The sequence below is a fragment of the Caballeronia sp. ATUFL_M2_KS44 genome (assembly GCF_023630965.1).
Taxonomy (GTDB): Bacteria; Pseudomonadota; Gammaproteobacteria; order Burkholderiales; family Burkholderiaceae; genus Caballeronia; species Caballeronia concitans.
The window spans coordinates 1-23,010 of sequence record NZ_JALQEA010000048.1; the positions used below are offsets into that span (position 1 = coordinate 1).

The following is a 23,010-nucleotide window of genomic DNA, read 5'->3' on the forward strand; positions in this document are numbered from 1 at the left end:
CCCTTGCGCATGTCTTCGAACACGGAGCGCTCGAACTTCGAGATGTTGAGTCCGTCGATGATGATGCTGGAGTCGTGCAAAGTGCTCATCGCTTGATTGCTCCGTGTGCTCAGTAAATAGGGAAGCGCTCGCACAGCGCGAAGATCTCGCGGCGCACGCGTTGTTCGGTTTGCGGATCGCCTTCGGGATGCTCGCGCAGCGAATCGAATACTTCGAGAATCAGGCGTCCGGTTTCGCGGAACTCGTCCACGCCGAAGCCGCGCGTGGTTCCCGCAGGCGTCCCGAGGCGAATGCCTGAAGTCACCGTGGGCTTCTCGGTATCGAACGGAATGCCGTTCTTGTTGCAGGTGATGCCTGCGCGCTCGAGGGCCTGTTCCACCTGATTGCCCTTGAGACCCTTGGGACGCAGATCGACGAGCAAGAGATGGTTGTCCGTGCCGCCCGTGACGAGATCCACGCCGCCCGCCTTCAGCACTTCGCCCAACGCCTGCGCATTCGCGAGCACGTTGTCGATATACGTCTTGAACTCGGGCTGCAGCGCTTCGCCGAACGCAACGGCCTTGCCCGCGATCACATGCATCAGCGGACCGCCTTGCAGCCCCGGAAACACGGCGGAATTGATCTTCTTCGCGATGTCTTCGTCGTTGGTCAGGATGAAGCCGCCGCGCGGGCCGCGCAGCGTCTTGTGCGTGGTCGACGTGACGACGTGCGCGTGATCGACCGGATTATCATGACGCCCCGCCGCGATGATGCCCGCGATATGCGCCATGTCGACCATGAGTTTCGCGCCCGCGCGATCGGCGATCTCGCGCAGCCGCTTGAAGTCCAGCTTGCGCGGATAAGCGGAAAATCCCGCAATGATCAGCGACGGCTTGTGCTGTTCTGCAAGCTCCTCGATCTGCTCGTAGTCGATCAGCATGGTGTCGCGATTCACGCCATATTGAACCGCGTTGAACCACTTGCCCGACAGCGCGGGCTTCGCGCCATGCGTGAGGTGACCGCCCGCATCGAGCGACATGCCGAGCACGGTATCGCCCGGCTTCGCAAGCGCGAGCATCACCGCGCCGTTGGCCTGCGCGCCGGAGTGCGGCTGCACGTTGGCGAACTTCGCGTTGAAGAGTTGCTTGATGCGATCGATGGCAAGCGACTCGACTTCATCGACGAACTCACAGCCGCCGTAATAGCGCTTGCCCGGATACCCTTCCGCATACTTGTTCGTGAGCACCGAGCCTTGCGCTTCGAGCACGGCGCGCGACACGATGTTTTCCGACGCAATCAATTCGATCTGCGATTGCTGGCGCTCCAGTTCCCGAAGGATGGCGCCGCGTACGGAGGCATCGCGCGCGGCGAGCGGCGCTTCAAAGAAGGGATTCGAGTTCGACATGGCAGGTCCGTGGTCAGGAAAGAACGATCATTGGATGAAGCCTGCGTTGCGTGCCTTGCGCCGCGTGAGCCTTCATCGCTTGCGTCTATTCTTGACGTTCGCCTTGCCGGTCAATTTACGAATTCAGACGTGTTCTTGGTCTTTTCCGACATAGGCGTCTCTTTTCGACAAGTGGCCGAATCGCTTTGGGTGTAGGGCGCTTTTCCTTAAGGATGCGTTGCACTGTGGCGGCACGACCGTGCGCTGAGTCAGTGCTTTTAGCACGCGTGTTCGCGCCGCCTTAGTGCGTGCTTTAAAGAGACGAATAAGCGAGGCTTGAATATTCAGGGTTTAGCCTGATGGCATGCTAGTTGCACTTGAAAACAAAATGCTGGAGTGACACCACGCCGCAAGTGTCGGCGTCGAACTATAGATTCCAAGGAATCAATTCCCACATGTCTCCCGATCGCACGGCGTCGCTGTCGCACTTCGCCTTCATGCCGCTGCCGAACTTCACGATGATCGCGTTCACCAACGCAGTGGAAGTCCTGCGCATGGCGAATTACCTGACGGGGCAGCCGCTCTATCGATGGTCTATCGTCAGTCCCACGGGCGGACCCGTCGCGGCAAGCAATGGGCTTTGCGTCGATACGGGGCCGGTGGAATGCGTGGGCCAGCCGGACATCGTGTTCGTGGTGGGCGGCATCGACGTGCAGCATTCGACTACGCCCGAACATCTCTCCGCACTGCGTCGCTTTGCGCGCACGGGCAGCGTACTCGGCAGTCTTTGCACGGGAACGTATGCGCTTGCGCGCGCCGGACTGCTGGCGGGCTATGCGTGCGCCATTCACTGGGAGAACATGTCGGCGCTCAAAGAAGAGTTTCCCGACACGCGTTTTCTCAAAGAGTTATTCGTCATCGATCGGGATCGCGTGACGTGCACGGGCGGCGTCGCGCCGCTCGACATGATGCTCAATCTGATCGCCGCGCGCGTCGGCACTGCGCGGGTCACGCAGATTGCCGAACAGTTCATCGTCGAACACGTGCGGGACACGAGCGCGCAACAACGCATGCCGCTCGTGGCGAGGCTCGGATCGGCGAACAAGTCCTTGTTCGAAGTGATCTCGCTGATGGAGAACAACATCGAGGAACCGTTGTCGCGCGAAGAACTCGCGCGGCTGGCGGGCATGTCGCAACGGCAATTGCAGCGTCTTTTTCGCGAGCATCTCGGCATGACGCCGACGCATTACTATCTGACGCTGCGCTTGAGACGCGCGCGCGAATTGCTGCTGCAAACGGATATGTCGATCATGCACATCACGATGGCTTGCGGCTTTCAGTCCGCATGTCACTTTTCGAAGAGTTATCGCGATGCGTTCGGCACCGCGCCCACACGCGAACGTAGAAAACAGGTGCCGCCTTTGAGTGCCGTGCCGGTGATGGTGGCTTGAGTTTTTAGCGCATGAAAAGCAAGCGCCTCTTTTTAGAGGCGCTTTGTTTTTTACTAAGCCGCTTTGAGCAAACCATGCGGATCGATGACGAACTTGCGTGGCGCGCCGCCATCGAACTTGCGATAACCTTCCGGCGCTTCATCGAGCGTGACGACCGATACATTCACGATATCCGCTATCGGCAAGCGATCCCACAGGATCGCCTGCATCAGATTGCGGTTGTATTTCATCACCGGCGTTTGTCCCGTATGGAATGAGTGCGACTTGGCCCAGCCGAGTCCGAAGCGAATGCTCAGGCTGCCCTTTCTCGCGGCGGCATCGGCGGCGCCGGGGTCGTCGGTGACATAGAGGCCCGGAATGCCGATCGCGCCTGCTGCTGTGGTGATTTCCATCAGTGAGTTGAGGACGGTCGCGGGCGCTTCCGCATTGTGCTCGCTGCCGTGACCATGCGCTTCGAAGCCGACGCAATCCACGGCGCAATCCACTTCGGGCTTGCCGAGAATCTGCTCGATCTGCTCGCCGAGCGTCGCGTCCTTCGAGAGATCGATGGTCTCGAAGCCCATCTTGCTCGCATGCGCGAGGCGCTCTTCGTTCATGTCGCCGACGATGGTGCATGCCGCGCCCAACAGACGCGCCGATGCAGCCGCCGCCATGCCCACCGGCCCCGCGCCCGCGATATAGACGGTCGCGCCCGGCTTCACGCCCGCCATGACCGCGCCGTGATAGCCGGTCGGGAGGATATCGGAGAGGCAGGTGAGGTCGCGAATCTTGGACATCGCCTGCGCCTTGTCGGGGAACTTGAGCAGGTTGAAGTCGGCGTACGGGACCATGACGTACTCGGCTTGTCCGCCGATCCATCCGCCCATGTCGACATAGCCATACGCGCCGCCCGCGCGCGACGGGTTCACGTTGAGGCACACGCCGGTGTGCTGCGCCTTGCATGTGGGGCAGCGGCCGCATGCGACGTTGAACGGCACGGAGACGAGATCGCCGATGGATAGCGTCTCCACGTCGCGTCCTATTTCGATGACTTCGCCGGTGATTTCGTGCCCGAGCACGAGGCCGATAGGCGCGGTGGTGCGGCCGCGAACCATATGCTGATCCGAGCCGCAGATGTTGGTGCTGACGACTTTCAAAATGACGCCGTGGCCGATGTCGCGGCCGCGGGGATCGACCATTCTCGGATAGTCGATGGACTGGACTTCGACTTTTCCCTGACCTAGATAAACGACGCCGCGGTTCGTGCTCATCTCATTCGTCTCCTTGGATTCGTGGGCGGCTGCGCGCGTGCGTCTCGTCGCGATGCACGCGGCCGTTGGGGGAGAGTAGGACGATTTTTCTTCACACGTTGGGGGGAATGCGACGTGGGGTTGATTGGGAGCGACAGGGGTTGTCGTCAGTGAGGAGGAAGCACTGCATGCACCGGTACACCAAAAAACAAATCGCCTCGCGCAGCCGAAGCCACGCGAGGCGAGACTCATCATCGAAACGAGAGAGAGAAGAAAGCCCTTAATGCCCGACCGGGCCCGTCGCCTTGAGTTCGGCTGCCGTCTTCCCTTGCGGATGCGCCGCTTGCTTGATGAGCAACGCCACCGCCGACACCAAACCCGCCACCGCGATCACCGCGAAGATCCCGCCAAACGTGAAGTGCAGCCGCGTCAACTCGGCAACAAGAAACGACCCCGCAATACCGCCAAAGCGCCCGATCCCGAGCATCCACGCAACGCCGGTACCGCGCCCTTGCGTCGGATAGAACGCAGCGGCGAGCGCGGGCATCGACGATTGCGCCGTGTTCATCAACACGCCCGCGAGGAACACCACCAGCACGAGCAAGCCCACGTTGCCCGCAGCCTGACCGATGCAGTACACGCTCACCGCCGTCAACGCATAGCATGCGGCGATGATGCGGTTCGCGTTGAACTTGTCCATCAGCACGCCGAGCAACACCGCGCCCACGCCGCCGAGCGGAAACAATGCAGCGATGAGCGTCGCGCGTTGCGGATTGAGTCCGGATTCCTTGAGCAGGATCGGCATCCAGTTGATCGATGCATAGAAGATCACGAGGCCCATGAAATAGGCGAGCCACAGCATGATCGAGCCGACGATGTACGAACGCGAAAGCACCACGCTCATGCCGCTCTGCCCTTGAACCGCAGGCGCCGCTTCGGTCATGAAGAACGATCCGGCATTGCGCGCGTCCTGCGAAATGCGGGCGAGCGTCGCGCGAATCTTCTCGACGGGCTTCGCCTTCGCCACCATGTAACGCACCGATTCCGGCAACGTAAGAAGCAGCAGCACGGACAGCACGAGCGGCGCGACACCGCCGAGAAACAACACGCTGCGCCAGCCGAAATGCGGAATCATCCACGCAGCAAGAAAGCCGCCGAACGCCGCGCCCAACGGAAAGCCGCAGAACATCAGATTGATGAGCGTCGCGCGCCGATTGTCGGGGCAAAACTCACTCATCATCGTGACTGCGTTCGGCATTGCCGCGCCAAGGCCCAAGCCGGTGACGAAGCGCAGCGTCGTGAGTTGCGTGATATCCGCCGAATAAGCCGATGCGAAACACGCGACGCCAAAGAGAATCACCGACGAAAGCAGCATCAGTCGACGACCGAGGCGATCGGACAGCGGCCCCGAAAGCAGCGCGCCCGCAGCCAGGCCGAAGAGCGCCGCGCTCAGCACCGGCGCGAGCGCGGGGCGGCTGATGTGCCATTCCGTCACCAGCGACGGCGCGATAAAACCGATCGCAGCCGTATCGAAGCCATCCAGCAGCACAATGACAAAGCACATCCCGAAGATGAGCCATTGAAACGGCGAGAACGGATGCTCGTTGATGAACGTCTGAACGTTCACACTTGGACTTCTGCTCACTTCATTCCCTTTATGTTGAGAGGCCAGATATTAGCCGGATGTTCGTTACGCGAACAGCGATTCACATAGCGAACCTTACGATTCGCGTGAGAGTACGCAAGAAAGCAGGCATCCGCAACGCGGGGATACCCGGAAACGGCTTCGGCACGCCTTCGAATGCGTCGATAGAATGAAGCGCATGCGAAAGCCCCAAACTCACTCCAAGGCGAACGAACACGCGAACGAGCACGCGAACGAGCACGCGTTGCCGCTTCACACGCCGAGCACGGCATCGCTTGCAATGGCCGCCGCCATCGCCATGATCGCGTGGCTCGCAATCGCTGCGCAGACTGACCTGAGCATCGCGCGTTCGCTCGGTCGCGGACTCACTGTCATCGACGGCCTCGCGCGCATGAGCAGCTATCTGACTAATCTGACCGTGCTGCTCACGGCCTTGTGCTTCACATGCGTCGCCACGCGCGCGCAGTCGCCTGTCGCGCGCTTCTTTCGGCAACCGCCTGTCGTGACGGCGGTGGCGGTGTATATCGTGTTCGTCGGCATCGCGTACAACACGCTGCTGCGTTTCTGGTGGACGCCGTCGGGGTATCGCGCGCTCGTCAATGAGGCGCTGCATACCGTCGTGCCTTTGCTTGCGGCGCTGTACTGGCTTTTGTTCGTGCCGCGCTTTCATTTGTCATGGCGACGATGCGCGCTATGGCTCGTCTATCCGCTTTGCTATTTGTTCGTCACGCTATGGCGCGGCAGCACGTCGGATTTTTATCCGTACTGGTTCATCAACGTTGCCGAGCTGGGCTATGAGCGTGTGTTCTTCAACGCGACACTGCTCGTCGTGGCCTTTCTCGTGTTGATGAGCGTGTTCCTCGTGATCAATCATCGGCGCGAAGATTTGAGCGTGCCCGATCCGGAAGTCGAGTCAGACGACATGGCCGGCCCGGGCACACCGCGTTGATTCGCGCTTTAAGCGGGCTTCGTATCGAACATGATGAGTTCGACGCCGGCTTGCGCGAAATTCGCAAGATCCGCGGCCGTCGCCTGGCCTTCGGGCGATGCGAGGCCCGATTGAATCGCATCGAGTGAATCGAATTCCAGCAGCGCGACGAGGTGATAAGGCGATTCGCCTTGCGCCATCGTCACCGGCCCCGTGCTGATTTCATAGCGCTTCAGGCCGGGTATTTTCTTGGCAAGCGGCGCATGCGTCGATGCGTAGTGGGCGTCGAATGCTGCCTTGTCGGAAGGCGTTTTATAGAGCGCCATGAGTTGGGCCATCGTCGTTGTCTCCTGAGTGGTCGCGGGCGTTAATGCATCGGATCATCGAATAAGACGCTATTGCTTTTCCAACTGAAGATAAAGGCGTTGCACGTTTTGCGGCTGCGCAATGGCATAGAGCTTATAGCCGCTAAACGCGGGGACTTGCACCGAATGCATCGCATCGGTGAGACCCGCACCGCTCTTGTAAGCGCGCTTGACCGACGCATCGAGTTCGCGCAAATAGACGCCTGTCTGCATGACGTCGTCGCCATTCAGCGGCGAGCCGAACGCAGGCACGACGGCGTTGAGATCCAGCGCGCGCAAATTCTCCAGCGCACTCAGCCAGCCGGGAATCTGCTCGTTGCGCAGTTCGGGAATGCGCCCATTCGAAACGAGACTGCCCGCGAACAACACACTCGTTTGCGTATCGAGTACAGCGAGATCGCCGGGCGTGCTCGCCGGGCCGAAATGCAGCAATTGCAGCTTGCGTCCGCCGCTTTCAATTTCAGTCGTGCCATTGATCGTGCGATCGGGCACGGTCACGCGCGAGCCGGCCATCTCGTCTTCGCCCAGCGTCTTGCGCAAGTTCGCAAGACAGATCGAGCATCGCTCTTTAATCAATTGCGCGGTGCGCGCGTGCGCGAGGATCGGCACATCGCGATCCCTGAATGCAGCCGCGCCGAATACGAACTCCGGCGCCTGATGCGTGATGATGACGAGCTTCACCGGCAAAGGCGTGATCTTGCGAATGGCTTCGATCATCGCGCGTCCATAGCGATACGACGGCCCCGTATCGATCACCGTCACGCCGCTCGGCCCCACGATAAAGCCATTATTCGCGACGATGCCGTGATTCGCGGGCGCGACCGCATCGGCGGTGCCGATGAACGCATACACGCCCGGCGCAATGGCAACGGGCGCGGGCATGCCGGCGAGCGCGGCCATCGCCACATCGACGAACGCGAACAGCAGCGCGCCTATGAAGGCTCTCACGCAGCGTCGCGTCATTTCATCGCCGATTTTTGCGGGGCCGATTGTGTATCGATCGCGACCGCGCCTTCGAAGTTCTTGTTCTTCGTATCCTCGATATGCGCCTTCAATTCACCGCTTCCACTCGGCACGAAATAGAAGCGGAAATTCGGGTTCTCGCTAATCGAGAAGTTCACGTTCGCGGTCATCACCGGTTTGCCCGCATACGTCACGGCGACCTTGCGCACGAAATAGGCCGTGGCGTAATTGCGCGTGACCTGATTCATCGCCATGCCCGTTCGATTCGGGTGACGCACCATCAATTGCGCGAGTTCGGGCTTGCCTGCCGCGGGCTTGCCTTCGGCCTGAAGACGCACGGCGCCGGCTTCGCGTTCGCCCGCTTCATCGTCCTTGCCTGCGGGAGCCGAGCAGCCGCCCGATGCCTTCACGAAACGTACTGCGCTATAAAGATGCCCGTCGTTCGTCTCGGCTATCACGCGCATGAACGTGTAGTCCTCCACGCGCACGCGTGTTTCTATGCTTGCGAGTCCCGACTCCGGCGTGAATTCGAACGAACCTGCATACGGCTCGGGATTCTCGTCGATGAAAAGATAGACCTTGCTGATATAACGCGAAGGCGTCTGCGGAAACTGCGCGTTGATCGCAATGGGGACGACGGCGGCATCGGCTGCGCGCGCAGGTGCATCGAGCTTGATGACGGCATCGCCATGTGTATCGATCGTGCGGCCCTTGAACGTGCCTTCCTTGAAGTCGAGCCAGCGCGCGACCTTGTCGGGATCGTCGTCGGGCTGAGCGGCTTGCGCGATGCAAGGGGCAAGCGTCACGAGCAATGCCGCGAACGCTGCAATGGGTCGACTCGTCATGATGTCCTCCTCTGCCGCTACTGCTCCCATTCGAGTTCCGCATAGGCCGCCGTCACATTGCGGCGATGATAGACGTCGTACAGCAGCCATTTGCCGCGCTCGTCCAGGCCTATCGTATCGACGGCTTCCTGAATGGTTTCGCCTCGCTTGATGGCCGCTCGCACATCGCGCGCCAGTCCGGCGAGGTACTGTTCCTCCGCATCCAACGATTGCGGCCACGGGGCATTCAGCGGACCATGCCCCGGCACGACATGGCGCGGATTCATCTGCTTAATGCGCGCGATATCGTCGAGCCAGCCGACGACGCTTCCATCCACCACCGGTATGCATCCGACGAAAAGCAGATCGCCGAGCCATAACGTTCCGCTCTTCTCATCGTATACCGTGATGTCGTTGTTGGTATGCGCTGTTTTCCATGATTGCAGCGTCAACGTGCGCTCGCCGAGATCAAGTGTCGTGCTTCCGTCTACCGTCAACGTCGGCGCGATGATCTCGCTGCCGTCCGCCGCCGCACCAAGCTCCCGATGCAACGCTCGCAAGTAATTGTCCGCGCGCGCGGCCTCCGCCTCCGCGAGCTTCGCGCTGCCGACGTATTGCGGATGATCGTCCTTGAACGCCGCGTTGCCGAAAATATGATCCGGATGCATGTGCGTATTGATGACATAACACACAGGCAACGGCGTGAAGTGTCGAATGGCTTCGCGAAGTTGCCGCCCTTCCGCGAGCGTGCCGCCCGTGTCGATGACCGCCACGCAGCGCGATCCGACGATAAAGCCCACGTTAGCGATATCGCCGCCGTTAGCGGGCGTCGCGACGTCGTCGTGACCGCGATGCGCGTAATTGCCCGGTGCAATCTGCTGCACGGCAAGCGCGGAATCGGCATGCGCGCTTGCGGCGCTTAGTGCGAGCATCGCCGATAAAGCCAACGCGCGCAGCATCGACGCGACTGTCATCGAACGCTTTCCGCATCCGCGAGACGCTTGGGCCGCAGCAAGCCGAATTCCGCGTACTCGCGCTCCAGAAACGGCTCGGCATGTTCGAGCAGAAAACGCCGAAACGCGAGACACGTGGGCGACAATTGCTTGGAGCGCGAATGCACCAGCTGCCATGTTCTTTCGACGGGCGTGCCGTTCACATCCAGCACCGCAATGCCGCCCGTGCGCAATTCGAGTGCGAGCGTATGCAGTGAAATGAGGCTCACGCCCATGCCGGCCATGACCGCCTGCTTGATCGTCTCGTTGCTTCCGAGCGTGACACTGCGCGATGGTACGAAGAGATTCTGCTTGAACACATGCTCCGCGACGGCACGCGTTCCCGATCCCGGCTCACGCAAAAGAAACGTATCGTGAGTGAGTTCGTGCAAGTCGAAGCGGCGCGCGTGCCTCAACGGATGCGACAGCGGCGCCACGATCACATGCGGATGATAGGCAAGCGGCTCGGCCGTCGTGCCGAGTTCGGGCGGCGGGCGTCCCATGATCGCGAGATCGGTTGCGTTGTCTTGCAAGAGCCTGAGCAAGGTCTCGCGATTTCCCACCGAAAAATGCACATCGACTTTCGGATACTGCTGCGAATAAAGCGCGAGTAATTTTGGCGCGAAGTAAGTTGCGGAACTCACTATGCTCACTGCAATCGATCCGCTATCCGCTTGCGTGAGCGACATCATGGCGTCTTCCGCGTCCTTGATTTCACCGAGGATGCGGCTCGCATGATGCTGCAGCTTCTCGCCGGCCTCCGTCAGCGCGAGCCGGCGCGCAACGCGCTCGAATAGCGGCAAGCCGACGGCATCTTCGAGTTGCTTGATCTGCATCGACACCGCCGGCTGCGTGAGATGCAACTCTTCCGCCGCGCGTGCGAAGCTGGGACAGCGCGTGGTGATCACGAAGATTTGAAGCTGACGCAGCGTGAGAGAACGGACGAAGTTCATGCGTGGTGCAGAGCGTGGAGCGAATCACCGGCTCGCGCGCGGTGCGTTCCCCGTCCTGGCGGGCGCGCTTGCAGGCGGCGAAATATTCTTGAGCGCGCCTTGAAAAGCAATCGTCTCCTTCTGCAAGGGATGCGCGAAGTCATTGCCCGCGCCGGGCACTTCGGTGCGAATGAGGAGCACGCGACCGGGCACGTCGTCGGAAATGACGAACGTATACCGTTTTCCCGTGTACTGCGCGAAGCGATCGGCGTTCGGATCGTTGAGGTAAGGCTGAATCACGACCTGCCGCGCCTTGACGCTCTTGACGTTCTTGAGCCCGAGCGTCTCGCCTGAAACGGGCGTGACCGCAGGACCGGCGGCAAGCGCGAGCCGAACGCGCTGCTGAAAATAGCGGCGCTGTCCACCAGTCAATTGCTGCATCTCGGCGATGTCGTGTTCGAGAAAATAGATGATCACCGGATTGCATGGCAGGCCGCCCGGCACGTCGACGTTGCCTGTGCGATCGGTCACGCGCGCGTCGTTCTTGTTATTGCCGGGACTCATGACAAGCACGCGCAACGTATCGCTGACCTTCGCGGGCGGGCCTGAATAATCCACCGCATAATCGAGTTCCGTCTGCGGATCGATGCCCGTCATATGCGGCTGCATGAAGAGCAATCGCTCGGCCGGCGCAATGTCCGGTGCAGACGCCGATGCGGGCGGCGCATCGGCGGCGAATGCACTGATCGTGACGCCACCGGCGAGCGCGCATGCCGTCACGAGCGCGCGAAACAGCGCATTTGCGGCGCTCATTGCACTTGCGCCGGTTGTATCGGCTGCAGCGGCAGTAATGGAACCTGATAGCTCGTCAGGATCTGATCGATCTTCGGCTGGTTCGATGCAATCCAGTTGTCGACCTTGTCGCGCCAGGCCTTTTCGCCATAGCGCACGCCCATCGAAATTTCGAAATCGAAGCGAATGCCGGGTTGCGGCGGAAAGGCCACGAGCCGCACTTTGTTATCGGATCGATTCACGAAATAGCCTGCAATAGGCCCCCAAACGAATGCGGCATCGACATTGCCTTTCGAAAGATCGCGCTCGATCATCTCACCGGGAAACGCTTCCGGATCGCCGCTTTGCCCTTGATACGACACAGCCTGATCGATGAGGTTATTCCTCAGCAGCCAGTCCACCGCCGGACTCTTCACGAAGATGCCGAGCTTCATTTTCTTGAGCTGATCGGGCGGCAGATTGACGAGGTCCGCGGGCGTCTTGACGCTTTCGTACTCGGGACGGTTGGGGAGAACCATTGCATACGTCGAATGCAGATAGGGCCGCGTGGTCGCAGTGAGTTCATAGCCCTTCGGCACGCCGATGATCAGATCGCATTTATAGCGTTCGGTATCGGGCACCTTCTCGCGCAACGTATTGCGCACGAAGCCCATGCGCTGCGGGTAATACGTGTATTCGAGCTTGTAGCCGAAGTCACTCGCCATCTGGCTCGCAATCTTGTTCTCATAGCCCTCGCCTTTCTGATTCGAGAGCGGCATGTTGTTCGGGTCGGCGCATACGCGCAGCACGCCGTCCGCGCCGTCGTTATTCGGCAGATTGGGGGGCGGCGCACCCGCGCCTTGTGCAAACGCCGCATGCGCTGCGAGCGCCGTGAAACAGGTGGTCATCAAACGGAACAACGCGCCGCTGGCTTGACGGTAAGACATGAAGCCTCCGGGAATGAACGCGGTCATCGAACGTCGACGTGCCTATTTGGCATCGATCGCCTGCAAGTCGCCCGGATTGATCTTGCCATCGGAACGTCCCTTTAGATACGCGTAAAGATTCTCCCAATTCTTTTGCATCATCTGACTCGAACTGAAGTCGGGCATACCCTTTTCCACGCGGCCGCCAAATACAGTGCGATGAAATTCGGTTTTGTCGAGCGTTTTAAAGGCGTCGATCAGCGAAGGGCCGACCATGCCCTCCTGCCTTGCCCCGTGACAGCGTTCGCACGCAAGCGCACGCCAGGTACGCCAGCCCTGCAGCGTATCGTTGTCGACCTTGTTGCCATCGACGACCTTGTACGCCACCGGCTTCATCTGCCCCGAATCGGTCTGGGCAAACAAGCCGGAAGACGCAACGAGCGTTATCGACAACACCAAGAGTGATCGGCCTTTCATGCGCTTGTCTCCTTGAATAATGATCGTGCTTTGAAGCGGATGTGCGCGGCGGCGTGAGTGAGTTGCCGCCGCGCATGACTGCTCAGGTCAAGAACGTTGCATCAGCTCGGGATGGCGAAAATGAACAGCGTGCCGCCGAGCGCCGTGTACTTGGCGAGTTCGCGATAGCCGCCGACCGCGCCGAGACCTTCCGTCGACTTTTCGAGTCCGGCTGCCATGCCGATGCCGGCCCAGCCGCCGATACCCGAATACACGCCGACGTATTGCTTGCCCTGATACTGATACGTGAACACGTTGCCGATGATCCCCGACGGCGTCTTGAACTTCCACAGCTCCTTGCCGTCCTTGATGCGAACCGCCTTGATATAGCCTTCGAGCGTGCCGTAGAACACGATGCCGCCCGCCGTTGCGAGCGCGCCGGACCACACCGAGAACCGCTCCGGCTTGGACCATGCGATCTTGCCCTTGGCTGCATCCCACGCGATGAAGTTGCCCATCGAACCGTTCTCGTTCGGGCCCGGATACATCGAGAGCGTTGCGCCGACGAACGGCTGACCGGACACGTAATCGACCTGGAACGGCTCGTAATCCATGCAGACGTGATTGGTCGGTACGAGGAAGAGACTCGTGCCCGGATCGAACGCGGCGGGCTGTTGGTCCTTGGAGCCGAGCGCCGCGGGACAAATGCCCTTGACGTTATGATCCGGACCGGCCTTTTGCGTCGAATACGATGCATTGCGAATCGGCAAGCCGCTCTTGAGATCGACGCTATCGGCCCAATTCACTGCCGGATCGTACTTCTGCGCGACAAGCAATTCGCCCGTTTCACGATTCAGCGTATAGCCGAAACCGTTGCGGTCGAAGTGAACGATCGCGGGCACTTTCTTTCCGCCGATGTTCAGGTCCGAGAGAATCATCTCGTTGACGCCGTCATAATCCCACTCGTCGTGAGGCGTCATTTGATAGACCCATTTCGCTTTGCCCGTGTTGAGATCGCGCGCGAAGATGGACATGGACCACTTGTTGTCGCCGGGGCGTTGCGTCGGGTTCCAAGTGCCGGGATTACCCGTGCCGTAGTAGACAAGGTTGAGCTTTGGATCCCATGCGTACCAGCCCCATGTGGTGCCGCCGCCGTATTTCCACTGATCGCCCTGCCAGGTCTTGATGGACGAGTCGGCACCGATCGGCGTCATCTTGCCGTCGGTCCAGGTCATCGTTTGCTGCGGGTCGAGCAGCATTTCATCGTCGGGGCCTGTGCTGAAGGCTTTCCAGACTTCCTTGCCGTCCTTGATGTTGTATGCGATGAGACGGCCACGCACGCCGAATTCGCCGCCGGAGATACCGGTCAGCACCTTGTCGCCGAATACGTGTGGGGCGTTGGTATTGGTTTCGCCTTTCTTGGGATCGCCGTTCTGAACGCTCCATACGACGTCGCCGGTCTTGGCATCGAGCGCGACGAGTTTGGTGTCGGCTTGCTGGAGGAAGATCTTGCCGTCGCCGTAAGCGAGACCACGGTTGACCGTATCGCAGCACATCACCGATATGACCTGCTGATCCTGCTTGGGCTGGTATTGCCAGATGAAGGTTTGGTCCTTCAGGTTGATGGCGATGACCTTGTTGGGGAATGGCGAGTGAATGTACATCGTATCGCCGATGACGAGCGGCGAGCCTTCGTGACCGCGCAGCACGCCGGTGGACATGGTCCAGGCAACCTGTAGCTTGCCGACGTTGTTCTCGTTGATTTGCTTGAGCGTGCTATAGCGGTGATTCGAATAATCGCCCGCTTGCGCCGCCCAATTCGAGGGATTCTTGATTAGGCTGTCGAGTTGTGGATCGGCCTGCGCCACATAGGAATTCAGGCCTGCCGTCGCGACCACCGCCAGTCCAAGAACCAGGGTGCGTAAGTTCATGTCTCCTCCAGAATGGTGATGCCTCCGACCCAGGGATGACCACGCTACCGGCTTGCATCGTGCGCGCCTTCTGGATGCAGGTAACGCGTATTCGCATTGCCCGGTCATAGCCGGACGTTTTGTGTATCGACGCCAATTGCATATTCCATGCCGGTTTTTAAAACGCTTGGCGCGCGGGGTGATTTGCGGCTGCGCGCGGTTGCTTACTGCGTACGCGTGCCCGGATGCGCGATACATACTGTGTCAAATACGCGAAATGCTCTGTTTGTTTGAGACAGCGGTTGCTTCACTTTGCTGATGACGCGTTGCAGCAGGTTTCTCTTTGCCTGCGGCGGCTTTGCGCGTGCATACTGACTCTGTGTGTTCTTGCCTGGAGAGGCATTGCGATGACTCAGACCGAGAAGGTTTATTCCGACGACGAGGTTCAGCAGCGTCTGACCGGTGCGCTCGCGCATTGGTATCTCGAGGATGGTTGGCTCAGGCGCAAGATCAAGACGGAAGGATGGAAAGGGACGCTGATGGTGGTGAACACGGTGGGGCATCTGGCTGAAGCGGCCTGGCATCATCCGGATTTGACGGTGTCGTATGCGTTTGTCGTCGTGAAGCTCAAGACGCATTCCGCCAAGGGAATTACCGATAAGGACTTTGCTCTGGCTTCGAAGATCGAAGAGGTCGTGCAATGGCAGCCCGCGAAAGAGGGCGGTGCCCTCGAGGGGACCCCTTCCGGGGATCAGCGGTTTCGTTACATTAAATATGACTGAGGGTTTTTTTGCCTTGCGCGGCGGCCTTGTTTCTTCGTTTCTTCGTTTCTTCGTTTTTTCGTTTCTTCGTTTCTTCGTTTCTTCGTTTCTTCGTTTCTTCGTTTCTTCGTTTCTTCGTTTTTTCGCGTCGGTCTATTAGCTCGCCCCTCCCCGGGGCGGGGGTCACTTTCTTTGCTGCTGCAAAGAAAGTAACCAAAGAAAGCAGCTTTTTCGCCCGCACTTCGTTTTTGATGTTGTACTCCGTAATAACACGTTGGCACTCAGCTTGAATCAACCTTGAATCACCTTCCGCGCCCGCTGAGCGCCACCCCATGCGAGCCCCCGGGCTCGACAACACCCTCGCATCTATTGCGCGGCGCTAGCAGCCATTCGACGAAGTGCGCAAACACCCACAACGATGCACCCGGCATCGAACTCTGAAGACTCGTTGCACCGCTGAAGCAATGTGAATGGTGGGCGATCGCGCCGAGTTGGTTTTGTCGAGCCAGGGGGCTCGCATGGGGTGGCGCTCGGCGGGCGCGGAAGGTGATTCAGGGCTGTTTCAAACTGAGTGCCAATCTGGTTCTACGGAGCGACCCCACAGTCAGTGCTTCGGGCCAAAAAAGCTGCTTTCTTTGGTTACTTTCTTTGCAGCAGCAAAGAAAGTAACCCCCGCCCCGGGGAGGGGCATGCTAATAGACCGACGCGAAAAAAACGAAGCGACACCTCCGCCGGAAAAGGCAAAAAAGCCCCCCGTCCTGGTACAGGTCTTGCCTAAAACGGGGGCCCAAGTCCCGGCCCAAAGAGGGAGCCCACGCCCGCATGCAAACCGACAAAAGCCGCCTATCGCCGCCCCCGGCGATCACCCTTTCGGCGTCTGCCCGGCTGCATCTCGGCTTCATCGATCCAAACGGCTCGCTGGGCCGCGCCTTCGGCAGCGTCGGCCTCGTCATCGACGGACACGACACGCGCATCACCGCAAGGCTCGCGCAGCAACGCACATCGCACATCCACGGCATCACGACGCAAGCGCAGCGCGAACGCATCGAATCGCATCTCGAACGCCTGCGCGCAGCGCTCGAAGAGCCGCGTCCGATCGAAATAGAAGTGCACGAAACACCGCGCGCCCACACAGGCTTAGGCTCCGGCACGCAGCTCGCACTCGCGCTCGGAACCGCTTTCGCCCGCATCACAGGGCACGACATCAGCACCGCCGACATCGCGCACATGCTCGGCCGGGGCGGCCGCTCCGGCATCGGCATTCATGGCTTCGATCACGGCGGATTGATCGTCGATGGCGGACGCCGCAACGCGCCAACTCACTCGCCGCTCCCGCCGCTGCTCGCGCGTCACGCGTTTCCCGATGCCTGGCGCATCCTGCTCATCGACGATACCTCCCGCGAAGGTCTCCACGGCGACGCCGAAAAGCGCGGCCTCGCAGCGCTTGCGCCCTTTCCCGCGACGCTCGCCGCGCATCTCTCGCATCTCGTGTTGATGCAGATCCTGCCCGCCGTCGCCGAGAGCGATTTCGATACCTTCGCGAGCGCGATCACGACGATGCAGCAGACCATCGGCGAATACTTCGCGCCCGTGCAAGGCGGCGTGTTCGCGAGCCCCGACGTGGCCCGCGCACTCGACGCCGTCGCCGCCGAACAGAAAGCCGGCATCGGGCAAACGTCGTGGGGACCAGTAGGTTTCGCATTCGTCGCGAGCGCGGAAGCCGCCGAACGCGCGCTCGAAACCGCGCGACGCGCGACGCTGCAAGGCACGCGAAACGCATCGCTTGCGTTCTCCATCGCGACCGCGCGCAATCGCGGCGCAACATGGCGCGCAGCCGGTCATCGACAGCCAGGCGCAGATGCCGCCTGAAGAACACGGCCGCCCTCATTCCAATCGATACGAGTCCATCACCATGCCCGAAGCCACCGAAAGACCCCACGTCCTGCACATGTTCACGAGCACGCCGCAGATGAGTCCGTTCGATGTCAACATGGCAGCCGACGCCGGCTATCAAATCCTCGTGCCGTATTGCAATGTCGATATCGACAGCGTCGTGCAACTCACTCAGGACGCCATCTTTTCGCGCGGACCCAAAGGCGTCTCGCGCACGGGCATCTTCATCGGCGGACGCGATGTCATGCTCGCCGCCGACATGCTCGAACGCGCGCGCAACGCCATGGTGCCGCCCTTCGAAGTCTCCGTATTCGCCGATCCGAGCGGCGCCTATACGACCGCCGCCGCGCTCGTCGCGCTCGCTGAAAAGCATCTGAAGGCCGTGCATAACGTGGGTTTCGACGGCAAACGTCTGCTCATTCTCGGCGGCACCGGCGCGGTCGGGCGCGTGGCGGCGGCCATGGCCGCATCGCTCGGGGCGGATGTCGCCGTCGCAAGCCATTCGAGTCAATCGCGCGCCACGCAAGTGAGCGACGAAATCAACCGGCGCTTCGATATCGCCACGTCGGGCGTCGCCACGGGCACGCCCGAGCACTTGCATCGCGAACTCGCGCGCGCGGAAATCGTCTTCGCCACCGCCGTGGCCGGCGTGCAAGTGATGAGCGCCGCCGATCTCGCCCACGCAAAACATCTGCTCATTGCCGCCGATGTCAACGCCGTGCCGCCCGAAGGGATCGCGGGCGTCAACGTGATGGACGACGGCAAGCCGCTTGCAGGCGCGCCGCGTTCGGACGCCATCGGCATCGGCGCGCTCGCCATCGGCAACGTGAAATATCAGGCGGAGCATCGCCTCTTCGTGCGCATGCGGACCGGCGGCAAGCCCGTTTATCTCGGCTTTCCCGAAGCATTCGACGAAGCGCGCGCCATCGTCGCGGGACAAGACTCATGATGACCTCGCGTGCGCCGCGCGTGGCAGTAGCCGGATTGTCGGCGCGTCTGCTCGCGCAATCGGCCGAGCGCGCGGGCCTCAACGTGGTCGCGCTCGATATCTTCGGCGATCGCGATACGCGCGCGCATGCGGGCATGTGGTTCGATATCGGCGGCGACGGGTTGTCGATCGATCGCGCGCGTCTCTACGATGCGCTCGAATGCGCCGCACGCCTGCCGCGCATGCTGGGCCTCATCGTGACGAGCGGACTCGAGCCGCTCGCGATGGAGCTGAGCCGTTCGTCGCGCGTGCCGCGTTTCATCGGCAATGGCGCAGAAGCGCTCGCCGTGCGCAATCCACGGCGCTTTTTCGCGTTGCTCGATGAAGCACATATTCCGCATCCGGAAGTACGTTTCACGCCGCCCGACGACGCGCGCGGATGGCTCGTGAAGCGTTCGGACGGCTGTGGCGGCACGCATATCGAGCATGCGCGCGACATGCATCGTCTTCACGCCGATGCCTATTTTCAGCGGCTTTCGCAAGGCCGTTCGATGTCCGCGCTGTTCGTCGCGGCGCATCGCGAAGTCGCGGTCATCGGCTTCGCGGAACAACTGACGGTGGCGGCGGGTACGCTGCCTTTCGTTCACGCGGGGTCGCTCGGACCCATTGCGTTGCCGCGCGATATGGCCGAGCGCATCGTTCATGCAATCGAAACGATCGTGTGGCAAACGGATCTCACTGGCCTGAACAGCATCGACTTTCTGCTCGATGGCGACACGTTTCAGGTGCTCGAAATCAACACGCGCCCTTCATCGACCATGGCGCTTTACGAAGCGGCATGGCCCGATGCATGGCCGCGCGGACTCATCGGCGCGCATGTCGAAGCCTGTCTCGACGGCGAATTGCCGAGCAACGCGGACATGTGGACGCGCACGCCCGCCACGATAGCGGGACAGTGTGTGGTGTTCGCGCCGCATGGCTTCGCCGTATCGAACGCATTCAGCGACGCCTGTTTCAACGATCCCGCCTGCCACGACGTGCCCTTGCCCGGCGCGCGCATCGAAGCGGGCATGCCGGTCTGCACCGTGACCACGGCTGCATCGACGCTCGATGCATTGCGCATCGAACTCGAACGCGAACGGGCGCGCCTTCTGCAACGCATCAACGAAATCGACTCATGACTTCATCTTCATCTCCTTCTTCACCACTCAGCGTCAACGCGCTCAGCGAGGCGCTAGTCCAAAGACTTATCGACGATGCCGCGCGTCTTCGCGTCGAACTCACTCGCACGCCAGGCGGCACCACCATTGTCGATGCAGGCGTGAACGCAGCGGGCAGCATCGATGCGGGCCTGTTGATCGCGCGCATCTGCATGGGCGGGCTCGGGCGCGTATCGCGACGCGTCGCGTTCGATGCCTCGCCGCTCTGGCCGAGTTTCATCGAAGTGCATGCATCGAATCCGGTGCTCGCGTGCCTCGGCAGTCAATACGCAGGCTGGAGCCTTTCCGCGACGAAAGAGCAAACCGGCGGCAAGAAGTTCTTCTCACTCGGATCGGGCCCGGCGCGCGCGCTTGCGTGCAAGGAGCCGCTCTTCGATGAACTCGGCTATCGAGACCGTCACGATCGCGGGGCGCTCGTGATGGAAGTAGACCGCTTGCCGCCGCAAGTCGTCATCGACAAGGTGCTGAACGATTGCGGCCTCGCGCCCGCCAATCTGGTGATCGCGGTCACGCCGACGCAATCTGTCGCGGGGACGGTGCAGGTCGTTGCGCGAGTCGTCGAAGTTGCGCTGCACAAGACGCATGTGATCGGCGTCGATCTGGACGAGATCGTCGATGCAAGCGGCAATGCGCCGTTACCACCGCCCTCGCCCGATGGCGTGCAGGCGATGGGCCGCACCAACGACGCGATCCTTTATGGCGGCCGCGTGCATCTCACCGTGAAGAGCGATGCCGTCGCGAAGAAGCTCGCGAACGAACTGCCGTCTTCGAACGCGCGCGATTACGGCAAGCCGTTCGCGGAGATCTTCAAGTCGTTCAACTACGACTTCTATCAGATCGATGCCGCGCTCTTCGCGCCCGCCGAAGTATGGGTATCGAGCCTCGAAAGCGGCGCGACGTATCACGGCGGAAAGCTCGACCGGGCGCTACTCGACGCGCAATGGCAGGCGTCATGACACGCATCGCCATCATGACCGACGAGACGGGCTGGCACACGAACCGCCTGAAGAAAGCGTTTCGCGCGCGCGGCGTGGAGGCGCGTTGCGTCGATCTCGCGGATTGCCGCATCGATACGACATGGAAGCCGCACGGCATCGCGATTCCGGGCTTCGGTCACACGTTGCCCGACGCGGTCTTCGTGCGCGGCATCGCGGGCGGCACCTTCGAACAGGTGACGTTGCGGCTCGGCATCCTGCATGCGTTGCGCGAAAGCGGCGTGCCCGTCTATAACGATGCGCGCGCCATCGAACGCAGCGTCGACAAGTCGATGACGAGCTTTCTGCTCGATCGCCATGGCGTGCCGACGCCCGCGACGTGGGCCGGCGAATCGCGCGCGTTCGCGCAACGCGTGCTGATGCGCGAGCGCGCAGCGAACCGCAAGGTCGTGATGAAGCCGCTCTTCGGATCGCAAGGCAAGGGCTTGCAGTTGCTCGGCGACGATGCTTGCGAAGCGCTTCCATCGCTCACGCCGTTCAATGAAGTGGCTTATCTTCAGCGTTATGTCGATGGCGGCAAGCCCGGCTTCGACTGGCGCGTGCTCGTGATCGGCACGCAAGCGGTCGCCGCGATGAAGCGCGTGGGCGGCGACGGCTGGGTGCACAACTTCGCACGCGGCGCGCATTGCGAGCCCGCTGAACTGACGCCCTCGCTCGCGGACATCGCCGTGCGTGCAAGCGTCGCGCTCGGCCTCGATTACGCGGGCGTCGATCTGATCGCGTGCGCTGAAGACGACGACCGTCCGCTCGTGCTCGAAGTGAACGGCGTAGCGGCGTGGCGCGGGCTGCAATCGGTGACATCGTTCGATATCGCTTCCCTGCTCGTCGACGATCTGCTGGATCGCAAGGCCGCGCCATTCGCTGCACCGCAACGCGCGCTTTCCCTCGCCGGTCGCGATGGACACGCCTGATCCTTCGCGTAGCGAACGTGCACGCTCGGCGTTCCTGCGCGCATGCCGGCTCGATGTCGAATGCGCCAAACCGGGCAACGTCAGCGTTGCGAGCGCGGGACACGGCATGACATCGGCGCAGTTCATCGTGAGCGCGGGAACGGCGGCGGCCGGCTTATTCACGCACGGCGCGAGCGTGGGCGCGCGCATTCTCGATGCCGTTCGCCGCACGTTCGACGCCGTCGGCTGCAATACGAATCTCGGCATCGTGCTGCTGGCCGCGCCGTTATGCGCGGCGCTCGAACGTTTGCCGAACGATGCGCGCATCGACGCTGCACGCTGGCATCGCGAAACGCAACGCGTGCTTGCATCGCTCGATATCGACGATGCCCGCCTCGCCTATCGCGCGATCGCCATTGCGAATCCAGGCGGTTTAGGCGACGCGCCCGAACAATCCGTGCACGAAGCGCCGACTGTGGACTTGCGCGCCGCCATGACGCTCGCCGCCGACCGCGACAGCATCGCGCGCCAGTATGCGAATGTTTTCGCGGATGTGTTCAATGAAGCGCAACGCGTAAGCATCGAAGAAAACACCGCAATACTAGGGATATTCCTTAGCTTTCTAGGCAAGTGGCCCGACTCGCACATTGTGCGCAAACAGGGCGCGGCAATGGCGCAAAGTGTCACGCGCGATGCCGCCGCGCACGACGCACGCTGGCGCGCTGCGGGCCGTCCTGCCGCCGATCCCGCGCTCGACGCATGGGACGCCGAGCTAAAGGCACGCGGCATCAATCCCGGCACCAGTGCGGACCTCGCGGTCGCGACGCTCTTCGTCGCGCTGATGATCGCGTGATTGAAAATGCGCGACACGTCCCTCATGAAAATTGGCACGGTTCCTGTTTAGGATGTGCGCGGTTATGCCGCCCGTTTTTGCAGCGCCTGAGTGCAGGAGAGTAACGAAGCGTCTTGCGCGGCTCCGAACGCCGCCGCGATTCGACAGCAAGTCGATCGTCCCAAGAACCACCCATCACTGGAGGAACAGCATGGCCAAGATCAACCGCGTCCTGATAGGAGAGTCGCTGGTCGGCGAGGGCAACGAGGTCGCACACATCGACTTGATCATCGGACCGCGAGGTTCCGCTGCCGAAACGGCGTTCTGCAACGCACTCACGAACAACAAGGACGGCTTCACGTCACTGTTGGCCGTGGTCGCACCGAATCTCATCACGAAGCCGAACACGATTCTCTTCAACAAGGTGACCATCAAGGGAGCGAAACAGGCTGTACAGATGTTCGGCCCTGCACAGCATGCGGTGGCGCTGGCCGTGGCGGATAGCGTCGAGGACGGCACCATTCCCGCGGACGAAGCCGACGACCTGTTCATCTGCGTCGGCGTATTCATTCACTGGGAAGCGTCCGACGACAAGAAGATTCAGGAGTTCAACTATCAGGCCACGAAGGAGTCGATCAAGCGTGCGGTCGCGGGCGAACCGAAGGCATCGGACGTGGTAGCGAAGAAGAGTTCCGTCGCGCATCCGTTCGCGGCTGCGTGATGATGTAACGTGTCG

General features: G+C 61.2%; 23 protein-coding genes. 10 read left to right on the forward strand and 13 right to left on the reverse strand.

The genetic code is table 11. The annotated features are described in order from the left end of the window. Nucleotides 1-109: 109 nt before the first annotated feature. Nucleotides 110-1,384, reverse strand: a complete 1,275-nt coding sequence (locus NCR39_RS20045) for a serine hydroxymethyltransferase (protein ID WP_250453833.1) — start codon at nucleotides 1,382-1,384, stop codon at nucleotides 110-112. Nucleotides 1,385-1,818: 434 nt separating this feature from the next. Here NCR39_RS20045 and NCR39_RS20050 point away from each other — a divergent pair, with 434 nt between their 5' ends. Beyond that, nucleotides 1,819-2,814: a GlxA family transcriptional regulator gene (locus tag NCR39_RS20050; protein WP_250453834.1), complete on the forward strand. Its 996-nt coding sequence runs from the start codon at nucleotides 1,819-1,821 to the stop codon at nucleotides 2,812-2,814. 53 nt (nucleotides 2,815-2,867) lie between these two features. On the opposite strand, the gene fdhA is transcribed toward NCR39_RS20050, so the two are convergent. Then, on the reverse strand, nucleotides 2,868-4,064 hold the full coding sequence (gene fdhA, locus NCR39_RS20055) for a formaldehyde dehydrogenase, glutathione-independent (protein WP_250453835.1): 1,197 nt from the start codon (nucleotides 4,062-4,064) through the stop codon (nucleotides 2,868-2,870). A 259-nt stretch (nucleotides 4,065-4,323) separates the two neighbouring features. After that, nucleotides 4,324-5,688, reverse strand: a complete 1,365-nt coding sequence (locus tag NCR39_RS20060) for an MFS transporter (RefSeq protein WP_250453836.1) — start codon at nucleotides 5,686-5,688, stop codon at nucleotides 4,324-4,326. A gap of 178 nt (nucleotides 5,689-5,866) precedes the next feature. Here NCR39_RS20060 and NCR39_RS20065 point away from each other — a divergent pair, with 178 nt between their 5' ends. Beyond that, nucleotides 5,867-6,637, forward strand: a complete 771-nt coding sequence (locus tag NCR39_RS20065; protein ID WP_502800249.1) for a Pr6Pr family membrane protein — start codon at nucleotides 5,867-5,869, stop codon at nucleotides 6,635-6,637. An 8-nt stretch (nucleotides 6,638-6,645) separates the two neighbouring features. Here NCR39_RS20065 and NCR39_RS20070 read toward each other — a convergent pair whose 3' ends face one another. From NCR39_RS20070 to NCR39_RS20110, 9 genes are all read right to left on the reverse strand, one after another. Beyond that, complete coding sequence (locus tag NCR39_RS20070) at nucleotides 6,646-6,954, reverse strand: EthD family reductase (RefSeq protein ID WP_250453838.1); 309 nt, start codon at nucleotides 6,952-6,954, stop codon at nucleotides 6,646-6,648. A 57-nt stretch (nucleotides 6,955-7,011) separates the two neighbouring features. Next, nucleotides 7,012-7,929, reverse strand: a complete 918-nt coding sequence (locus tag NCR39_RS20075) for an MBL fold metallo-hydrolase (protein WP_250453839.1) — start codon at nucleotides 7,927-7,929, stop codon at nucleotides 7,012-7,014. Nucleotides 7,930-7,940: 11 nt separating this feature from the next. Continuing rightward, nucleotides 7,941-8,789 (reverse strand): quinoprotein dehydrogenase-associated SoxYZ-like carrier, encoded by an 849-nt coding sequence (locus NCR39_RS20080; protein ID WP_250453840.1) that lies wholly within the window; start codon nucleotides 8,787-8,789, stop codon nucleotides 7,941-7,943. Between the two features lie 17 nt (nucleotides 8,790-8,806). Further along, on the reverse strand, nucleotides 8,807-9,742 hold the full coding sequence (locus NCR39_RS20085; protein WP_250453841.1) for a quinoprotein relay system zinc metallohydrolase 2: 936 nt from the start codon (nucleotides 9,740-9,742) through the stop codon (nucleotides 8,807-8,809). Beyond that, nucleotides 9,739-10,713, reverse strand: a complete 975-nt coding sequence (locus NCR39_RS20090; protein WP_250453842.1) for a LysR family transcriptional regulator — start codon at nucleotides 10,711-10,713, stop codon at nucleotides 9,739-9,741. Before NCR39_RS20090 ends, NCR39_RS20085 begins: the two co-directional genes overlap by 4 nt. Nucleotides 10,714-10,737: 24 nt before the next feature. Continuing rightward, nucleotides 10,738-11,505, reverse strand: coding sequence for a hypothetical protein (locus NCR39_RS20095; protein WP_250453843.1), 768 nt, complete (start codon nucleotides 11,503-11,505; stop codon nucleotides 10,738-10,740). Further along, entirely contained in the window at nucleotides 11,502-12,410 is a 909-nt protein-coding gene (locus NCR39_RS20100; RefSeq protein WP_250453844.1) for a substrate-binding domain-containing protein, read from the reverse strand. The genes NCR39_RS20095 and NCR39_RS20100 overlap by 4 nt, the downstream gene beginning before the upstream one ends. 42 nt (nucleotides 12,411-12,452) lie before the next feature. Next, nucleotides 12,453-12,866, reverse strand: a complete 414-nt coding sequence (locus NCR39_RS20105; protein ID WP_250453845.1) for a c-type cytochrome — start codon at nucleotides 12,864-12,866, stop codon at nucleotides 12,453-12,455. Between the two features lie 101 nt (nucleotides 12,867-12,967). Then, nucleotides 12,968-14,776 (reverse strand): methanol/ethanol family PQQ-dependent dehydrogenase, encoded by a 1,809-nt coding sequence (locus NCR39_RS20110; RefSeq protein ID WP_250453846.1) that lies wholly within the window; start codon nucleotides 14,774-14,776, stop codon nucleotides 12,968-12,970. A gap of 386 nt (nucleotides 14,777-15,162) precedes the next feature. Here NCR39_RS20110 and NCR39_RS20115 point away from each other — a divergent pair, with 386 nt between their 5' ends. Beyond that, nucleotides 15,163-15,537: a 4a-hydroxytetrahydrobiopterin dehydratase gene (locus NCR39_RS20115; RefSeq protein WP_250453847.1), complete on the forward strand. Its 375-nt coding sequence runs from the start codon at nucleotides 15,163-15,165 to the stop codon at nucleotides 15,535-15,537. Here NCR39_RS20115 and NCR39_RS20120 read toward each other — a convergent pair. Beyond that, complete coding sequence (locus tag NCR39_RS20120) at nucleotides 15,524-15,850, reverse strand: hypothetical protein (protein WP_250453848.1); 327 nt, start codon at nucleotides 15,848-15,850, stop codon at nucleotides 15,524-15,526. The genes NCR39_RS20115 and NCR39_RS20120 overlap by 14 nt on opposite strands. A gap of 488 nt (nucleotides 15,851-16,338) precedes the next feature. On the opposite strand from NCR39_RS20120, the gene NCR39_RS20125 reads away from it, so the two are divergent. The 7 genes from NCR39_RS20125 (at nucleotide 16,339) to fae (ending at nucleotide 22,995) form a co-directional block, all read left to right on the forward strand. After that, on the forward strand, nucleotides 16,339-17,385 hold the full coding sequence (locus NCR39_RS20125) for a beta-ribofuranosylaminobenzene 5'-phosphate synthase family protein (RefSeq protein ID WP_250453849.1): 1,047 nt from the start codon (nucleotides 16,339-16,341) through the stop codon (nucleotides 17,383-17,385). A 43-nt stretch (nucleotides 17,386-17,428) separates the two neighbouring features. Then, entirely contained in the window at nucleotides 17,429-18,358 is a 930-nt protein-coding gene (locus NCR39_RS20130) for an NAD(P)-dependent methylenetetrahydromethanopterin dehydrogenase (RefSeq protein ID WP_250453850.1), read from the forward strand. Next, the gene (locus NCR39_RS20135; protein ID WP_502800253.1) at nucleotides 18,358-19,518 is read left to right on the forward strand and encodes an ATP-grasp domain-containing protein; all 1,161 of its coding nucleotides are present in this window, start codon (nucleotides 18,358-18,360) and stop codon (nucleotides 19,516-19,518) included. Before NCR39_RS20130 ends, NCR39_RS20135 begins: the two co-directional genes overlap by 1 nt. Then, nucleotides 19,515-20,513, forward strand: coding sequence for a methenyltetrahydromethanopterin cyclohydrolase (gene mch, locus NCR39_RS20140; protein WP_250453852.1), 999 nt, complete (start codon nucleotides 19,515-19,517; stop codon nucleotides 20,511-20,513). Before NCR39_RS20135 ends, mch begins: the two co-directional genes overlap by 4 nt. Then, nucleotides 20,510-21,463 (forward strand): ATP-grasp domain-containing protein, encoded by a 954-nt coding sequence (locus NCR39_RS20145; RefSeq protein ID WP_250453853.1) that lies wholly within the window; start codon nucleotides 20,510-20,512, stop codon nucleotides 21,461-21,463. Before mch ends, NCR39_RS20145 begins: the two co-directional genes overlap by 4 nt. Continuing rightward, entirely contained in the window at nucleotides 21,450-22,295 is an 846-nt protein-coding gene (locus tag NCR39_RS20150) for a triphosphoribosyl-dephospho-CoA synthase (RefSeq protein WP_250453854.1), read from the forward strand. The genes NCR39_RS20145 and NCR39_RS20150 overlap by 14 nt, the downstream gene beginning before the upstream one ends. A 190-nt stretch (nucleotides 22,296-22,485) precedes the next feature. After that, nucleotides 22,486-22,995 carry a formaldehyde-activating enzyme gene (fae, locus tag NCR39_RS20155; RefSeq protein WP_250453855.1) on the forward strand — a complete coding sequence of 170 codons (510 nt, stop codon included), beginning with the start codon at nucleotides 22,486-22,488 and terminating at the stop codon, nucleotides 22,993-22,995. The last annotated feature ends 15 nt before the right edge of the window (nucleotides 22,996-23,010 follow it).

Excerpts from the sequence above, each read along its gene's own strand:
- NCR39_RS20045 (WP_250453833.1), bottom strand. The coding sequence starts at position 1,384 with ATGTCGAACTCGAATCCCTTCTTTGAAGCGCCGCTCGCCGCGCGCGAT.
- NCR39_RS20050 (WP_250453834.1), top strand. The coding sequence starts at position 1,819 with ATGTCTCCCGATCGCACGGCGTCGCTGTCGCACTTCGCCTTCATGCCG.
- fdhA (WP_250453835.1), bottom strand. The coding sequence starts at position 4,064 with ATGAGCACGAACCGCGGCGTCGTTTATCTAGGTCAGGGAAAAGTCGAA.
- NCR39_RS20065 (WP_502800249.1), top strand. The coding sequence starts at position 5,867 with ATGCGAAAGCCCCAAACTCACTCCAAGGCGAACGAACACGCGAACGAG.
- NCR39_RS20070 (WP_250453838.1), bottom strand. The coding sequence starts at position 6,954 with ATGGCCCAACTCATGGCGCTCTATAAAACGCCTTCCGACAAGGCAGCA.
- NCR39_RS20080 (WP_250453840.1), bottom strand. The coding sequence starts at position 8,789 with ATGACGAGTCGACCCATTGCAGCGTTCGCGGCATTGCTCGTGACGCTT.
- NCR39_RS20085 (WP_250453841.1), bottom strand. The coding sequence starts at position 9,742 with ATGACAGTCGCGTCGATGCTGCGCGCGTTGGCTTTATCGGCGATGCTC.
- NCR39_RS20090 (WP_250453842.1), bottom strand. The coding sequence starts at position 10,713 with ATGAACTTCGTCCGTTCTCTCACGCTGCGTCAGCTTCAAATCTTCGTG.
- NCR39_RS20095 (WP_250453843.1), bottom strand. The coding sequence starts at position 11,505 with ATGAGCGCCGCAAATGCGCTGTTTCGCGCGCTCGTGACGGCATGCGCG.
- NCR39_RS20100 (WP_250453844.1), bottom strand. The coding sequence starts at position 12,410 with ATGTCTTACCGTCAAGCCAGCGGCGCGTTGTTCCGTTTGATGACCACC.
- NCR39_RS20105 (WP_250453845.1), bottom strand. The coding sequence starts at position 12,866 with ATGAAAGGCCGATCACTCTTGGTGTTGTCGATAACGCTCGTTGCGTCT.
- NCR39_RS20110 (WP_250453846.1), bottom strand. The coding sequence starts at position 14,776 with ATGAACTTACGCACCCTGGTTCTTGGACTGGCGGTGGTCGCGACGGCA.
- NCR39_RS20115 (WP_250453847.1), top strand. The coding sequence starts at position 15,163 with ATGACTCAGACCGAGAAGGTTTATTCCGACGACGAGGTTCAGCAGCGT.
- NCR39_RS20120 (WP_250453848.1), bottom strand. The coding sequence starts at position 15,850 with ATGGGGTGGCGCTCAGCGGGCGCGGAAGGTGATTCAAGGTTGATTCAA.
- NCR39_RS20125 (WP_250453849.1), top strand. The coding sequence starts at position 16,339 with ATGCAAACCGACAAAAGCCGCCTATCGCCGCCCCCGGCGATCACCCTT.
- NCR39_RS20130 (WP_250453850.1), top strand. The coding sequence starts at position 17,429 with ATGCCCGAAGCCACCGAAAGACCCCACGTCCTGCACATGTTCACGAGC.
- NCR39_RS20135 (WP_502800253.1), top strand. The coding sequence starts at position 18,358 with ATGACCTCGCGTGCGCCGCGCGTGGCAGTAGCCGGATTGTCGGCGCGT.
- mch (WP_250453852.1), top strand. The coding sequence starts at position 19,515 with ATGACTTCATCTTCATCTCCTTCTTCACCACTCAGCGTCAACGCGCTC.
- NCR39_RS20145 (WP_250453853.1), top strand. The coding sequence starts at position 20,510 with ATGACACGCATCGCCATCATGACCGACGAGACGGGCTGGCACACGAAC.
- NCR39_RS20150 (WP_250453854.1), top strand. The coding sequence starts at position 21,450 with ATGGACACGCCTGATCCTTCGCGTAGCGAACGTGCACGCTCGGCGTTC.
- fae (WP_250453855.1), top strand. The coding sequence starts at position 22,486 with ATGGCCAAGATCAACCGCGTCCTGATAGGAGAGTCGCTGGTCGGCGAG.